Below are 14,163 nucleotides of genomic sequence, written 5' to 3'. Positions count from 1 at the left end.
GCGTGCGAGGCGGCCCCCGCGGTCAAGCAAGAGCCGCGCCGCACCCCGTGGTCGGTACGCTTACTTGGCGCCGTCGGCACCCTCGAACAGGGCCTTGGGCGGGTTCTTCTTCATCTCGGCGGCGAACGCGACTTGCGCGTCGGTCTGGCATTCGTCGGCAATGCGCAGGCCGGCCTTCTGGTTCATCAGCATCGACTTGTTGCCGAGCTGGAGCCACATGGCGCCGGCACGCGGGTCTTCGAGGCGGATGGCGCCGGTGCGGCTTTCGACCGGGTGCATGCGGTACTTCAGGCCCTTGGTGGTCACGGTGAAGAAGCCGGGCTTCTTCTCGTCGGGCGTGACGGTCACGTCGGCACCGAGTTCGCACTGGGCCTTGCCGACGGACACGCGCTGGGCCACGGCCAGGTCGGTGTCGCTGAGCGTCACGTCGGTGTCGGTGTTGATGGGCGTGACTTCTTCGACGGCCTTGGCGGCCTTGCGCGTGACCTGGTGCTTCTTGGCGGGTGCCTTGGCCGTGGTGGACTTGGCGGCGGGCTTGGCCGCCGGCTTGGCAGCGTCCTGGGCCAGGGCGGCCAGCGGGAGTGCCAGGGCAACAGCGGCGATCAGGGCAATTTTCTTCATGTGTGGGTTTCCTTGAGGCTGGGTACAGGTGGTTTCAGGAGGCCGCGAATGCAAACCAGGCTTTCGCCTCGGGGGGCAACGCGCGCCCTGTTGCGTGGGCGCGCGTCAGAACCTGCCAGAAGTGGCGGTAGCTCGCGCGGTCGTGCAATGTGCCATCAATTTGTGTCGGCGCCCAATTCGCGGTTGCCGCCTTTACAAGGATTTTTGTGGCAATTTGAATCTGGGCCTCGTCGGGCGCGAAGGCCTCGAGGATGGGCCGGATCTGGTTCGGGTGGATGCTCCACATGCGCGTGTAGCCGAATTCGGTGGCCGCCCTGCGGGCCGCCGTGCGCATGGCATCGGTGTCGTTGAACTCGGTGACCACGCAATGCGAGGGCACCTTGCCGTAGGCATGCGCAGCCGACGCGATGGCCAGCTTGGCGCGCACCACCAGCGGGTGGCTGAACTGCCCCGCCGCGCCCATGCCGTCGGCCGGAATGGCGCCGGCGTGGGCCGAGACGAAGTCCATCAGGCCGAAGCTCAGCGACTGCACGCGCGGATGCGCGGCGATATCGAAGGCGTTGTGCACGGCCAGCGGCGATTCGATGAGCACGTGCAGCGGCAGCGCCGCGGCATCGGCCGCGTCGAGCGCGGCCACGGCCTGCAGCACGTCGGCGAGCGACTCGACCTTGGGCACCATCAGGTGGCTCAGGCGGTCGGCGGCGCGGCCGGCGATGGTGATCACGTCGCCGGCGAACGCCGGATGGTCGACCGGGTGCACGCGCACGCCGATGCGCATGCCCGGCCGAGCGGCCAGCGCCAGCTCGGTCACGAGCGCCGCGTGCTCGGCCTCCCCGCCCACGGGGGCGCCGTCTTCGCAGTCGAGGGTGACGTCGAACACGCAGGCGCCGAACTCCTCGGCCATCTCAGCCTGGAGCGCGAGGCTCTTCTTCATGCGCGCTTCGACGCCGCTGTAGTGGTCGCACACGGGCAGCGTCACGGCGCCGGCCTGCGCGCCGAGCAGCACTTCACCGGGATGGGCCGAATGGGTCATGCCTTGCTCTTTTGCGCCACGATGAACATGCGCGGAAACGCGAGCAGCCGCTTGCCGTCGGCGCGCGCCGGGTAGGCGGCGTCCACGCGGCGCAGGTACTCGCCAAGATAGCTGGCCTGCAGGTCGGCGCCCAGGCGGTCGACGAAGGGCTTGAGCCCCGTGCCGCGCACCCATTCGACGATGGAAGCGGCATCCGCCATGCGGTGCTGGTAGATGGTGTGCCAGACGTCGATGTGCGCGGCGCGCGGCGCCAGCAGGTCGTAGTAGCCGCCCAGGTCGAGCAGCAGCGTGCGCAGCCTGTCGGCGTCGCCGATGGCCTCGGCCCAGGGGGCTTCGGCGGCCACGGCGCGCATCAGCCGGTGCGTGGGCTCCTGGCGGTTGTCGGGCATCTGGATGGCGAGCACGCCACCCGGGGCCAGCGCGTCGAACAGGCGCGGGATCAGCTTCTGGTGATCGGGCACCCATTGCAGGGACGCGTTGGCATAGATGAGGTCGGGCGCTTCTTCCGAAGAACGTGGCGCCCAGGTCGCGATGTCGCTCAACTCGAAGGCCGCCTGGGGCAGGCGCTCGCGAGCGCTGACCAGCATGGCCTCGGAGTTGTCGGTTCCGGTGACTTGCGCCTTCGGAAACCGTTGCACCAGCAGCTCGGTGGAATTGCCCGGCCCGCAACCGAGGTCGACCACGCGGGCCGCCTCCGCCAGGGGCACCCGCGCCAGGAGTTCCTGTGCGGGGCGGGTGCGCTCGTCCTCGTAGCGACGGTAGAGCGCGGGGTTCCAGTCGAGCATGCCGGGCTTGCCTTGCGTGGCTTAGAGCAGGTGGGCGACGCCGGCGCGTTCGCCTTCGAGCTCTTCGAGCGTCTTGTTGATGCGTTCCTGGCTGAATGCGTCGATCTCGAGGCCTTCGACCAGCTTGTACTCACCGTTTTCGCAGGTGACAGGGAAGCCGAACATCACGTCCTTCGGAATGCCGTACTGGCCGTCCGACGGAATGCCCATGGTGACCCACTTGCCGTTGGTGCCCAGGGCCCAGTCGCGCATGTGGTCGATGGCGGCGTTGGCAGCCGAGGCTGCCGACGACAGGCCACGTGCCTCGATGATGGCGGCGCCGCGCTTGCCCACGGTCGGCAGGAAGGTGTTGGCGTTCCATTCCTGGTCGTTGATCAGCTTGGCCACGCTTTCGCCGTTGATGGTGGCGAAACGGTAGTCGGCGTACATCGTGGGCGAGTGGTTGCCCCACACGGTGAGCTTCTCGATGTCGGCCACGGCCTTGCCGGTCTTGGCGGCGATCTGGCTGGCGGCGCGGTTGTGGTCCAGGCGCAGCATGGCGGTGAAGTTCTTGCGCGGCAGGTCGGGCGCGCTCTTCATGGCGATGTAGGCGTTGGTGTTGGCGGGGTTGCCGACCACCAGCACCTTCACGTTGCGGCTGGCGACGGCGTTCAGGGCCTTGCCTTGCGCGGTGAAGATGGCGCCGTTCACGGCCAGCAGTTCGGCACGTTCCATGCCGGGGCCGCGGGGACGCGAGCCGACCAGCAGTGCGTAGTCGGCGTCCTTGAAGGCGGTCATCGGGTCGCCGTGGGCTTCCATGCCGGCCAGCAGCGGGAAGGCGCAGTCGTCGAGCTCCATCATCACGCCCTTGAGCGCCTTCTGGGCCTTCTCGTCGGGGATTTCGAGCAGTTGCAGGATGACCGGCTGGTCTTTGCCGAGCATTTCACCGGAGGCGATACGGAACAACAGGGCGTAACCGATTTGACCGGCGGCACCGGTGACGGCAACGCGGACGGGCTTTTTGCTCATGGGAAGACTCCAGAAGGTAGTGAAAACGGTGTAGGCGCTCTCGTGGGGCGCCAGGGGGTCCTGCGGGACGAAATACCTTCCCGCAGTGCGAGACCCGCAATATTTTAAGCCGATTCAATGAGGGTCGTCTTATGTCTTATATAAGATATCCTCTCGGGGTCCGCCAAGGCGCACCCACCGCTGCCATGAACACGCCCTCCACCCTCGACGAGCCCACGACGCCGTCCTTCAGTCCGCTCTACCAGCAGATCAAGACCTTGATCCTGCAGAGCCTGCAGGCGGGCGAGTGGAAGCCGGGCGAACCCATCCCCAGCGAGATGGACCTGGCGGTGCGCTACCGGGTGAGCCAGGGCACGGTGCGCAAGGCCATCGACGAGCTGTCGGCCGAAAACCTGGTGGTGCGCCGCCAGGGCAAGGGCACCTTCGTCGCCACGCATGCCGAGCAGCACGTGCAGTACCGCTTTCTCAAGCTCGTGCCCGACGCCGGCGACCCGAGCACCGAAGGCCCCGCGGTACGCACCATCGTCGACTGCAAGCGCCTGCGCGCCTCCGCCGACGTGGCGCGCGCGCTCGGCCTGCGCACCGGCGACGCCGTGCTGCAAGTGCGCCGCGTGCTCGCCTACGCAGGCGTTCCCACCATCCTCGAAGACCTGTGGCTGCCCGGCACGCCCTTCAAGGGCCTGACCGCCGAGCGGCTGCGCGCCTGGCCCGGCCCGATGTACGCGCTGTTCGAAACGGAATTCGGGGTGCGCATGGTGCGCGCCGAAGAAAAGATCCGGGCCGTGCTGCCCGATGCCGAACAGGCCCAGTTGCTCGAGGTGCCGCTGCAGATGCCCCTGCTGAGTGTGGAACGCGTCGCGCACACCTACCATGACATGCCGATGGAGTTGCGCCGCGGGCTCTATCGCACCGACACGCACCACTACAGAAACCAGCTGGGCTGACCCCGATGATGCAGACGAAAAAGGCCGAATACCGGTGCGCCAGCGTGCGCACACAACCCGTGCAGGGCGCTACCGGGTCAAGAGCATCCGACTGCAATGGTGCGCTGACTCGTGCGCGTCCGCTGCCCGATGGTGCATTGCAATAGAATTTTGCGTTGTTTGCATTTCCGCATAAGAAACAAAAGCGTTCGCTCTCAGAACAAGCCAACAAGTCTCCACGCCACGAAAGCACTTCCCCCAATGACAGAGCTTGCAACTCCCCCCCGGCCGCCGCGTCGCGAATTCCGCAACATCAACGCATTCACCGACCTCACGACCTATCGGCTGCCGCCGGCCGGCATCGTGTCGATCCTGCATCGCGTCAGCGGCGTGATCATGTTCCTGCTGCTGCCGTTCATCATCTGGATGTTCGACACATCGCTGTCATCTGAATACTCCTTCGCCAGATTCAAGGGTGCCTTCAACGTCGGCATCGGCTTTGCGCCCGGCTGGTTCTTCAAGCTCGTCGCGCTCGCGCTGATCTGGGCCTACCTGCACCACTTCATCGCCGGCCTGCGCCATCTCTGGATGGACGTGAGCCACGCAGCGGTCACCAAGGAGTTCGGACACAGCTCCGCCCTGGTCACGCTGTCCCTGAGCATCCTGCTCACCCTGGTGCTCGGCGCCAAGCTGTTCGGCCTGTACTGAGAAGGAGCCAACCATGTCTGTGAATTACGGCTCCAAGCGCGTCGTCGTCGGCGCCCACTACGGTTTGCGCGACTGGCTCAGCCAGCGCATCACGGGCGGCCTGATGGCGCTCTTCACGATCATCCTGCTCGCACAGCTGATCTTCTCCCGCGGCCCCATCGGCTACGACCTGTGGGCCGGCATCTTTGCCGCGCAGTGGATGAAGGTGCTGACGTTCTCCGTCATCGTCGCCCTGCTCTATCACGTGTGGGTCGGCATGCGCGACGTGTGGATGGACTACGTCCAACCTGTCGGCATCCGTCTCGTGCTGCAAATTTTCACCATCGTCTGGCTTGTCGGTTGTGCGGGTTGGGCCATTCAAGTGCTTTGGAAGATCTGACCCCACCATGACCTACACAAAAGAACAAATCACCAAGCGCAGATTCGACGTCGTGATCGTCGGTGCCGGCGGCTCCGGCATGCGCGCCTCGCTGCAACTCGCTCGCGCCGGCCTCAACGTGGCCGTGCTCTCGAAGGTGTTCCCCACGCGTTCGCACACCGTGGCTGCCCAGGGCGGCGTCGGTGCATCGCTGGGCAACATGAGCGAAGACAACTGGCACTACCACTTCTACGACACGATCAAGGGCTCCGACTGGCTCGGCGACCAGGACGCGATCGAGTTCATGTGCCGCGAAGCACCGAAGGTCGTGTACGAGCTAGAGCACTTCGGCATGCCGTTCGACCGCAACCCCGACGGCACCATCTACCAGCGCCCCTTCGGCGGTCACACCGCCAACTACGGCGAAAAGGCCGTGCAACGCGCCTGCGCCGCGGCCGACCGCACCGGCCACGCGATGCTGCACACGCTGTACCAGAAGAACGTCGAGGCCCGCACCCAGTTCTTCGTCGAATGGATGGCGCTCGACCTCATCCGTGACGACGAAGGCGACGTGGTCGGCGTGACCGCGCTCGAAATGGAAACCGGCGACCTGCACATCCTGCAGGCCAAGACCGTGCTGCTGGCCACAGGCGGCGCGGGCCGCATCTTCGGCGCGTCGACCAACGCGTTCATCAACACCGGCGACGGCCTGGGCATGGCCGCACGCTCGGGCATTCCGCTGCAGGACATGGAGTTCTGGCAGTTCCACCCCACCGGCGTGGCCGGCGCGGGCGTGCTGCTGACCGAAGGCTGCCGCGGCGAAGGCGCCATCCTGCTGAACAGCAACGGCGAACGCTTCATGGAGCGCTATGCGCCCACCCTGAAGGACCTGGCACCGCGCGACTTCGTCTCGCGCTCGATGGACCAGGAAATCAAGGAAGGCCGTGGCTGTGGTCCCAACAAGGACTACATCCACATGAAGCTGGACCACCTGGGCGCCGACACCATCCACAAGCGGCTGCCGTCGGTGTACGAGATCGGCATCAACTTCGCCAACGTCGACGTCACCAAGGAACCCATTCCGGTGGTGCCGACCATCCACTACCAGATGGGCGGCATTCCCACCAACATCAACGGCCAGGTCGTCATCCAGAAGGGTGAAGACAACAGCGCCGTGGTGAACGGCCTCTATGCCGTGGGCGAATGCTCCTGCGTGAGCGTGCACGGCGCCAACCGCCTGGGCACCAACTCGCTGCTCGACCTGCTGGTGTTCGGCCGCGCGGCCGGCAACCACATCGTGCAGTTCAACGACAAGCTCAAGGAACACAAGCCGCTGCCGGCCAACGCCGCCGACCGCACGCTGCAACGCCTGAACGAACTCGAAGACAGCACCGCCGGCGAGTACGCGCAGGACGTGGCCGGCGAGATCCGCGCCGTCATGCAGCAGCACGCCGCCGTGTTCCGCAAGCAGGCTTCGATGGACGAAGGCGTGGTCAAGATCGCCGCCGTGCGCGAGCGCGTCAAGGCCATCGGCCTGAAGGACAAGTCCAAGGTGTTCAACACCGCGCGCATCGAGGCGCTGGAAGTCGACAATCTGATCGAAGTGGCGCAGGCCACCATGGTCTCGGCCGCCGCACGCAAGGAATGCCGCGGCGCCCACACGGTGGAAGACTACGAGCGTCCCGCAGACGACCCGGTCGCACCGCTGGGCCGCGACGACGCCAACTGGATGAAGCACACGCTCTGGTACAGCCAGGACAACCGCCTCTCGTACAAGCCGGTCAAGCTGCAGCCGCTCACCGTGGCCTCGGTTCCGCCGAAGGTCCGCACGTTCTAAGCAACGGCTAACGTCAGCCAAGTAAAAGCATTCACAAGGTCACTACGATGAAGCGCACATTCCAGATCTACCGCTACGACCCGGACAAGGACGCCAAGCCCTACATGCAGACGGTCGAGGTCGAACTCGACGGCCACGAACGCATGCTGCTCGACGCCCTGATGAAACTCAAGGCGCAAGACCCGACGCTGTCGTTCCGCCGCTCGTGCCGCGAAGGCGTCTGCGGTTCCGACGCGATGAACATCAACGGCAAGAACGGCCTCGCCTGCCTGACCAACATGCTCACGCTCAAGGGCACGATCGTGTTGAAGCCGCTGCCGGGCCTGCCGGTCATTCGCGACCTGATCGTGGACATGACGCAGTTCTTCAAGCAGTACAACTCCATCAAGCCGTACTTGCAGAACGACAGCGTGCCGCCCGAGAAGGAACGCCTGCAGTCGCCCGAAGAGCGCGAAGAGCTCGACGGCCTGTACGAGTGCATTCTTTGCGCGAGCTGCTCCACGAGCTGCCCCAGCTTCTGGTGGAACCCCGACAAGTTCGTGGGCCCGGCCGGCCTGCTGCAGGCCTACCGCTTCATCGCCGACAGCCGCGACGAAGCCACCGCCGAGCGCCTGGACAACCTGGAAGACCCGTACCGCCTGTTCCGCTGCCACACGATCATGAACTGCGTGGACGTGTGCCCGAAGAGCCTGAACCCGACCAAGGCCATCGGCAAGATCAAGGAACTGATGGTGCGTCGCGCCATCTGATTCCGAGTCATTGCCAAGAGACGCCACCATGCAAACCGCCGCCGACTCCACCCAGCCGCTCAGCGAACGTGCGCTGAGCAAGCTGAAATGGCGCTGCCGGCGCGGACTGCTCGAGAACGACCTGTTCATCGCCCGCTTCTTCGAGCGGCACGAATTCCGCATGACCGTGGGTCAAGCGGGAGCGATGGAGACACTGATGGACCTGTCGGACAACGACCTCCTCGACCTCCTTCTGCGAAGAAAGGAGCCTGAGCCCGAATGGGCCGGGGCCGAGGTGGTCGCATTGCTGCAGCTGATGCGCACCGACGGCGCGCAGCGCCCCGCCATCTCTCCTTCGTCGTCCTGAATCCACCTCTGAAAGTAAACCGAAATGAAAGCATCCGATACCAAGGCCACGCTGTCGTTCAGCAACGGCGGCGACAGCGTCGACCTGCCGATCTACAAGGGCACCGTGGGCCCCGACGTGATCGACATCCGCAAGCTGTACGCACAGACCGGCATGTTCACGTACGACCCGGGCTTCATGTCGACCGCCGCCTGCCAGTCGGCCATCACGTACATCGACGGCGACAAGGGCGAGCTGCTGTACCGCGGCTACCCCATCGAGCAGCTCGCGACCAACTGCGACTTCCTCGAGACCTGCCACCTGCTGCTGTACGGTGAACTGCCGGACCAGGCCAAGAAGGAAGACTTCACCAAGGTCGTGACGAACCACACCATGGTGAACGAGCAGATGCAGTTCTTCCTGCGTGGCTTCCGCCGCGATGCCCACCCGATGGCCATCATGACCGGCCTCGTGGGCGCCCTGTCGGCCTTCTATCACGACAGCACGGACATCAACAATCCGGAGCACCGCGAGATCGCCGCGATCCGCCTGATCGCGAAGATGCCCACGCTGGTGGCCATGGCGTACAAGTACACGATCGGCCAGCCGTACATGTACCCGAAGAACGACCTGAGCTACGCAGGCAACTTCTTGCACATGATGTTCGCCACGCCGTGCGAAGAGTACAAGGTGAACCCGGTGCTCGAACGCGCGCTGGACCGCATCTTCATCCTGCACGCGGACCACGAGCAGAACGCCTCGACCTCGACCGTGCGCCTGTGCGGCTCGTCGGGCACGAACCCCTTCGCTGCCATCGCGGCCGGCGTGGCCTGCCTGTGGGGCCCTGCCCACGGCGGCGCCAACGAAGCGGCGCTGAACATGCTCTACGACATCCAGAAGGAAGGCGGCGTGGAGAAGATCGGCGAGTTCATCAAGAAGGTCAAGGACAAGAACTCGAACGTCAAGCTCATGGGCTTCGGCCACCGCGTGTACAAGAACTACGATCCGCGCGCCAAGCTGATGCAGGAAACCTGCAACGAAGTGCTGACCGAGCTGGGCCTGGAAAACGACCCGCTGTTCAAGCTGGCCAAGGAACTCGAAAAGATCGCCCTGGAAGACGAATACTTCGTGTCGCGCAAGCTGTACCCGAACGTCGACTTCTACTCGGGCATCGTGCAGCGCGCCATCGGCATCCCGGTGCCGCTGTTCACCGCGATCTTCGCGCTGGCCCGCACGGTCGGCTGGATCGCCCAGCTGAACGAAATGATCGGCGACCCCGAGTACAAGATCGGCCGCCCGCGCCAGCTGTTCGAAGGCTCGCCCAAGCGTGACGTGAAGCCGATCACCGCGCGCTGATCGGCTGGTGGACTGATGGACCGGTCGACGACCGGTTCACGAACCGTCCCCCAAAAGCTGCCTTCGGGCAGCTTTTTTATTGCCCGTTCGGCATGCCCCTCTTCGCGAGCGGGCAGCAATGCCATCTCGCATCACGATGGCAGCGGCAGGAAAACAGGAAGAAAATAGCCAACTCATCGCCAGACGCGATGCCCAAGCCTTCCAAAGCCCACCCCCATGAGCACGTCCGAACGCAACTTTGCACGCCGCATCGACCTCACGTCGCTGCAGCTGTTCGTGGCCGTGTGCGAGCTGGGCAGCATCGGCCGCGCGGCGGAGCGCGAGTTCATCGCGGCGTCGGCCATCAGCAAGCGGCTGTCGGACCTGGAGGCCACGCTCGGCACCACCCTGCTCTACCGCCATGCGCGCGGCGTCGACCTCACGCCCGCCGGCGAAAGCCTGCTGCACCATGCCCGCTCGGTGCTCTACAGCCTGGAGAAGATGCAGGGCGAGCTCAGCGAATACGCCGACGGCGTGCGCGGCCATGTGCGGGTGCACGCGAACATCTCGGCCATCGTGCAGTTCCTGCCGGAAGACCTGGGCGTGTTCACCCGGGCCCATGAGGCCATCAAGATCGACCTGGAAGAGCACCTGAGCAGCGAGGTGATCCGCGCGGTGCAGGAAGGCGCGGCCGACCTCGGCGTGTGCCACGTGGCCGGCGGCGCGGGCGAGTTGCAGAGCCTGTCTTACCGGCACGACCGCCTGGCGCTGATCGTGCCCACGGGCCATGCGCTGGCCGCGCAGGGCGCCATCGACTTCATCGACTCGCTCGCCTTCGACCACGTCGGCCTGCACACCAACAGCTCCATCTACGTCGCGATGCACGAGGCCGCGCTGAGCGCGGGCCGCAGCGTGAAGCTGCGCATCCACGTGACCGGCCTGGACGCCATGTGCCGGATGATCGAGAACGGCCTGGGCATCGGCGTGATGCCGCAGCGCGCCTTCGAGCTCATGCGCAACGGCATCGGCCGCGGCCTGGTGAGCGTGGCGCTGAACGACGCCTGGGCGGCACGCGAAATCCGCCTGGTGGCGCGCGACTTCTCGACGCTGCCGGTGGCCGCGCGCTCGCTGGTGAACCACCTGCACGCCGCAGCGGACGGCACCGAACAACTTGCGGCCTGAAACGAATTCGACCGATCCGAAGCCGCACAGACAAGACAATCCATTTCCCCACGAAAGACAAGAGACCGACATGGCACGCACGCTCTACGACAAGATCTGGGACGAACACGTCGTCCACACCGAGGAAGACGGCACCGCGATCCTCTACATCGACCGCCACCTGGTGCACGAGGTGACCAGCCCGCAAGCCTTCGAAGGCCTGCGCGAGGCCGGCCGCAAGCTGTGGCGCATCAGCTCGGTGGTGGCCACGGCCGACCACAACACGCCCACCACCGGCTGGGAGCGCGGCTACGAAGGCATTGCCGACCCGACCAGCAAGGAGCAGGTCACCACGCTGGACCACAACATCGCCGAGTTCGGCGCCGCCGCGTTCTTTCCGTTCCTGAGCAAGCGCCAGGGCATCGTGCACGTGATCGGCCCCGAGAGCGGCGCGACGCTGCCGGGCATGACGGTGGTGTGCGGCGACTCGCACACCTCCACGCACGGCGCGTTCGGCGCGCTGGCGCACGGCATCGGCACCAGCGAGGTCGAGCACGTGATGGCCACGCAGACGCTGCTGGGCAAGAAGGCGAAGAACATGCTCGTGAAGGTCGAAGGCAAGCTGCCCCTGGGCTGCACGGCCAAGGACATCGTGCTGGCCATCATCGGCAAGATCGGCACTGCGGGCGGCACGGGCTACACCATCGAATTCGCGGGCGCGGCCATTCGCGAGCTGAGCATGGAAGGCCGCATGACGGTGTGCAACATGGCCATCGAGGCCGGTGCGCGCGCCGGGCTGGTGGCGGTCGACGAGAAGACCATCGCGTACGTCAAGGGCCGCCCGCTGGCGCCCACCGGCGTCGAGTGGGAGCAGGCGGCCGCCTACTGGCGCACGCTGCAGTCGGACCCGGGCGCGACCTTCGACGCCGTGGTCGAGCTCGACGCTACGCAAATCCCCCCGCAGGTGACCTGGGGCACCTCGCCCGAGATGGTGGTCGACATCAACGGCCGCGTGCCCGACCCCGACAAGGAAAAGGACGCGAGCAAGCGCGGCGCCATCGAGCGCGCGCTGGTCTACATGGGCCTGGAGCCCAACAAGGCCATGAACGACATCTTCATCGACAAGGTGTTCATCGGCTCGTGCACCAACAGCCGCATCGAGGACATGCGCGAAGCCGCCGCCGTGGTGAAGAAGCTCGGCCAGAAGGTGGCCAAGAACGTGAAGCTCGCGATGGTGGTGCCCGGCTCGGGCGTGGTGAAGGAACAGGCCGAGCGCGAAGGCCTGGACGTGATCTTCAAGGCCGCGGGCTTCGAATGGCGCGAACCCGGCTGCTCGATGTGCCTGGCCATGAACGCCGACCGGCTGGAGCCCGGCGAGCGCTGCGCATCCACCAGCAACCGCAACTTCGAAGGCCGCCAGGGCGCGGGTGGCCGCACCCACCTCGTGAGCCCGGCCATGGCCGCCGCCGCCGCGGTGCACGGCCACTTCGTCGACGTTCGTACCTTTGCCTGATCTGGCCTGAACTGGAGACATCACATGCAGAAATTCACCGTGCACAAGGGCCTCGTGGCTCCCATGGACCGCGAAAACGTCGACACCGACGCGATCATTCCGAAGCAATTCCTCAAGTCGATCAAGAAGACCGGCTTCGGCGTGAACCTGTTCGACGAGTGGCGCTACCTGGACGCCGGCTTCCCCGGCCAGGACCCGAAGAGCCGCAAGCCCAACCCCGACTTCGTGCTGAACCAGCCGCGCTACGCGGGCGCCTCGGTGCTGCTGGCGCGCAAGAACTTCGGCTGCGGCTCGTCGCGCGAACACGCGCCGTGGGCGCTTGACCAGTACGGCTTTCGCGCGATCATCGCGCCGAGCTACGCCGACATCTTCTTCAACAACAGCTTCAAGAACGGCCTGCTGCCGATCGTGCTGAGCGAGGCGCAGGTGGCGCAGCTGTTCGACGAGGCCTTCGCCTTCCCGGGCTATTCGCTGACCATCGACCTGGAGCGCCAGGTGGTGGTGAAGCCCGACGGCGGCGAGCTGGCTTTCGACGTGCAGGCGTTTCGCAAGTACTGCCTGATCAACGGGCTGGACGACATCGGCCTCACGCTGCGCCACAAGGACAAGATCAAGGCCTTCGAGGCCGAGCGCCTGGCGCAAAAGCCCTGGCTCGCGCATACGATGCTCGCCAACGCCTGAGCACGCCCCTCTTTCATCTCTTCAACACACGACAAAAATGAAAATCGCAGTTCTCCCGGGTGACGGCATCGGCACCGAAATCGTGGCGGAAGCCGTCAAGGTGCTCGACGTGCTCGACCTGAAGTTCGAGCTGGAGTCGGCGCTGGTCGGCGGCGCGGCCTACGAGGCGCACGGCCATCCGCTGCCCGAGGCCACGCTCAAGCTCGCCAAGGAATCGGACGCGGTGCTGTTCGGCGCCGTCGGCGACTGGAAGTACGACAAGCTCGACCGGCCGCTGCGCCCCGAGCAGGCCATCCTGGGGCTGCGCAAGAACCTGGGCCTGTTCGCCAACTTCCGCCCCGCCATCTGCTACGAGCAGCTGGTGGACGCGTCGAGCCTGAAGCCGGAGCTGATCGCGGGCTTGGACATCCTGATCATTCGCGAGCTGACCGGCGACATCTACTTCGGCCAGCCGCGCGGCCGCCGCACCGCGACGGACGGGCACTTTCCGGGCGCCGAGGAAGCCTTCGACACGATGCGCTACTCGCGCCCCGAGGTCGAGCGCATCGCGCGCGTGGCCTTCGAGGCCGCCCGCAAGCGCAGCAAGCGCGTGACCAGCGTGGACAAGGCCAACGTGCTGGAGACCTTCCAGTTCTGGAAGGACATCGTCACCGAGGTGGGCAAGGAATATCCGGACGTCGAGCTCGACCACATGTACGTCGACAACGCGGCCATGCAACTCGTGAAGGCACCCAAGAAGTTCGACGTGGTGGTCACGGGCAACATGTTCGGCGACATTCTTTCGGACGAGGCCGCGATGCTCACCGGCTCGATCGGCATGCTGCCGTCGGCGTCGCTCAATTCGAGCAACCAGGGCCTGTACGAGCCCAGCCATGGCAGCGCGCCCGACATTGCAGGCAAAGGGGTTGCCAATCCTTTGGCTACAATCCTGTCCGCTGCCATGATGCTCCGCTTCTCACTCAACCAACCCGAGGCTGCCGACCGTATCGAGTCGGCGGTGAAGCACGTGCTTGCCTCCGGGCTGCGCACGGGCGACATCTGGTCGGAAGGCACGAAGCGCGTCGGCACCCGCGAAATGGGCGACGCGGTGGTAGCAGCAATCACCAAAAAGACGATTACCGGCTAA

General features: G+C 65.6%; 15 protein-coding genes. 11 read left to right on the top strand and 4 right to left on the bottom strand.

Annotated elements, in window-relative coordinates:
* Nucleotides 1-60: 60 nt before the first annotated feature.
* The 4 genes from QTI51_RS02925 to QTI51_RS02910 are packed head-to-tail and all read right to left on the bottom strand — an operon-like array spanning nucleotide 61 to nucleotide 3,447.
* Entirely contained in the window at nucleotides 61-621 is a 561-nt protein-coding gene (locus QTI51_RS02925) for a hypothetical protein (protein ID WP_116908235.1), read from the bottom strand.
* 34 nt (nucleotides 622-655) lie between these two features.
* Complete coding sequence (locus QTI51_RS02920) at nucleotides 656-1,654, bottom strand: HpcH/HpaI aldolase/citrate lyase family protein (protein WP_116908236.1); 999 nt, start codon at nucleotides 1,652-1,654, stop codon at nucleotides 656-658.
* Nucleotides 1,651-2,439: a trans-aconitate 2-methyltransferase gene (gene tam, locus QTI51_RS02915; RefSeq protein WP_116908237.1), complete on the bottom strand. Its 789-nt coding sequence runs from the start codon at nucleotides 2,437-2,439 to the stop codon at nucleotides 1,651-1,653. Before tam ends, QTI51_RS02920 begins: the two co-directional genes overlap by 4 nt.
* Before the next feature lie 21 nt (nucleotides 2,440-2,460).
* A complete protein-coding gene (locus QTI51_RS02910; protein ID WP_116908238.1) occupies nucleotides 2,461-3,447 on the bottom strand; it encodes a malate dehydrogenase in 987 nt (328 codons plus the stop codon).
* Between the two features lie 185 nt (nucleotides 3,448-3,632).
* Between QTI51_RS02910 and QTI51_RS02905 the strand changes: the two genes are divergently transcribed.
* From QTI51_RS02905 to leuB, 11 genes are all read left to right on the top strand, one after another.
* Complete coding sequence (locus QTI51_RS02905; protein ID WP_116908239.1) at nucleotides 3,633-4,391, top strand: GntR family transcriptional regulator; 759 nt, start codon at nucleotides 3,633-3,635, stop codon at nucleotides 4,389-4,391.
* Nucleotides 4,392-4,631: 240 nt separating this feature from the next.
* Nucleotides 4,632-5,078: a succinate dehydrogenase, cytochrome b556 subunit gene (sdhC, locus tag QTI51_RS02900; RefSeq protein WP_116908240.1), complete on the top strand. Its 447-nt coding sequence runs from the start codon at nucleotides 4,632-4,634 to the stop codon at nucleotides 5,076-5,078.
* Between the two features lie 13 nt (nucleotides 5,079-5,091).
* On the top strand, nucleotides 5,092-5,457 hold the full coding sequence (gene sdhD, locus QTI51_RS02895) for a succinate dehydrogenase, hydrophobic membrane anchor protein (RefSeq protein WP_116908241.1): 366 nt from the start codon (nucleotides 5,092-5,094) through the stop codon (nucleotides 5,455-5,457).
* Between the two features lie 7 nt (nucleotides 5,458-5,464).
* Nucleotides 5,465-7,273, top strand: coding sequence for a succinate dehydrogenase flavoprotein subunit (gene sdhA / locus QTI51_RS02890; protein WP_116908242.1), 1,809 nt, complete (start codon nucleotides 5,465-5,467; stop codon nucleotides 7,271-7,273).
* A 47-nt stretch (nucleotides 7,274-7,320) separates the two neighbouring features.
* Nucleotides 7,321-8,022: a succinate dehydrogenase iron-sulfur subunit gene (locus QTI51_RS02885; RefSeq protein ID WP_108137843.1), complete on the top strand. Its 702-nt coding sequence runs from the start codon at nucleotides 7,321-7,323 to the stop codon at nucleotides 8,020-8,022.
* A gap of 28 nt (nucleotides 8,023-8,050) precedes the next feature.
* Entirely contained in the window at nucleotides 8,051-8,368 is a 318-nt protein-coding gene (locus QTI51_RS02880) for an FAD assembly factor SdhE (protein ID WP_116908243.1), read from the top strand.
* A 24-nt stretch (nucleotides 8,369-8,392) separates the two neighbouring features.
* Nucleotides 8,393-9,703: a citrate synthase gene (gene gltA / locus QTI51_RS02875; protein WP_116908244.1), complete on the top strand. Its 1,311-nt coding sequence runs from the start codon at nucleotides 8,393-8,395 to the stop codon at nucleotides 9,701-9,703.
* 216 nt (nucleotides 9,704-9,919) lie between these two features.
* Nucleotides 9,920-10,864: a LysR family transcriptional regulator gene (locus QTI51_RS02870; RefSeq protein WP_116908245.1), complete on the top strand. Its 945-nt coding sequence runs from the start codon at nucleotides 9,920-9,922 to the stop codon at nucleotides 10,862-10,864.
* A 70-nt stretch (nucleotides 10,865-10,934) separates the two neighbouring features.
* A complete protein-coding gene (gene leuC, locus QTI51_RS02865; RefSeq protein ID WP_116908246.1) occupies nucleotides 10,935-12,356 on the top strand; it encodes a 3-isopropylmalate dehydratase large subunit in 1,422 nt (473 codons plus the stop codon).
* Between the two features lie 24 nt (nucleotides 12,357-12,380).
* Nucleotides 12,381-13,037, top strand: a complete 657-nt coding sequence (gene leuD, locus QTI51_RS02860; RefSeq protein WP_116908247.1) for a 3-isopropylmalate dehydratase small subunit — start codon at nucleotides 12,381-12,383, stop codon at nucleotides 13,035-13,037.
* 37 nt (nucleotides 13,038-13,074) lie between these two features.
* On the top strand, nucleotides 13,075-14,163 hold the full coding sequence (leuB, locus tag QTI51_RS02855) for a 3-isopropylmalate dehydrogenase (protein ID WP_286512940.1): 1,089 nt from the start codon (nucleotides 13,075-13,077) through the stop codon (nucleotides 14,161-14,163).

It is taken from the genome of Variovorax sp. J22G73, from assembly GCF_030317035.1.
Taxonomy (GTDB): domain Bacteria; phylum Pseudomonadota; class Gammaproteobacteria; order Burkholderiales; family Burkholderiaceae_C; genus Variovorax.
Note: the sequence above shows the minus strand (reverse complement) of the source record. Positions and strands in the feature narration are given on the sequence as shown.

Excerpts from the sequence above, each read along its gene's own strand:
- gltA (WP_116908244.1), top strand. The coding sequence starts at position 8,393 with ATGAAAGCATCCGATACCAAGGCCACGCTGTCGTTCAGCAACGGCGGC.
- leuD (WP_116908247.1), top strand. The coding sequence starts at position 12,381 with ATGCAGAAATTCACCGTGCACAAGGGCCTCGTGGCTCCCATGGACCGC.
- QTI51_RS02880 (WP_116908243.1), top strand. The coding sequence starts at position 8,051 with ATGCAAACCGCCGCCGACTCCACCCAGCCGCTCAGCGAACGTGCGCTG.
- QTI51_RS02905 (WP_116908239.1), top strand. The coding sequence starts at position 3,633 with ATGAACACGCCCTCCACCCTCGACGAGCCCACGACGCCGTCCTTCAGT.
- QTI51_RS02870 (WP_116908245.1), top strand. The coding sequence starts at position 9,920 with ATGAGCACGTCCGAACGCAACTTTGCACGCCGCATCGACCTCACGTCG.
- sdhA (WP_116908242.1), top strand. The coding sequence starts at position 5,465 with ATGACCTACACAAAAGAACAAATCACCAAGCGCAGATTCGACGTCGTG.
- tam (WP_116908237.1), bottom strand. The coding sequence starts at position 2,439 with ATGCTCGACTGGAACCCCGCGCTCTACCGTCGCTACGAGGACGAGCGC.
- QTI51_RS02910 (WP_116908238.1), bottom strand. The coding sequence starts at position 3,447 with ATGAGCAAAAAGCCCGTCCGCGTTGCCGTCACCGGTGCCGCCGGTCAA.
- leuC (WP_116908246.1), top strand. The coding sequence starts at position 10,935 with ATGGCACGCACGCTCTACGACAAGATCTGGGACGAACACGTCGTCCAC.
- sdhD (WP_116908241.1), top strand. The coding sequence starts at position 5,092 with ATGTCTGTGAATTACGGCTCCAAGCGCGTCGTCGTCGGCGCCCACTAC.
- QTI51_RS02920 (WP_116908236.1), bottom strand. The coding sequence starts at position 1,654 with ATGACCCATTCGGCCCATCCCGGTGAAGTGCTGCTCGGCGCGCAGGCC.
- leuB (WP_286512940.1), top strand. The coding sequence starts at position 13,075 with ATGAAAATCGCAGTTCTCCCGGGTGACGGCATCGGCACCGAAATCGTG.
- QTI51_RS02885 (WP_108137843.1), top strand. The coding sequence starts at position 7,321 with ATGAAGCGCACATTCCAGATCTACCGCTACGACCCGGACAAGGACGCC.
- sdhC (WP_116908240.1), top strand. The coding sequence starts at position 4,632 with ATGACAGAGCTTGCAACTCCCCCCCGGCCGCCGCGTCGCGAATTCCGC.
- QTI51_RS02925 (WP_116908235.1), bottom strand. The coding sequence starts at position 621 with ATGAAGAAAATTGCCCTGATCGCCGCTGTTGCCCTGGCACTCCCGCTG.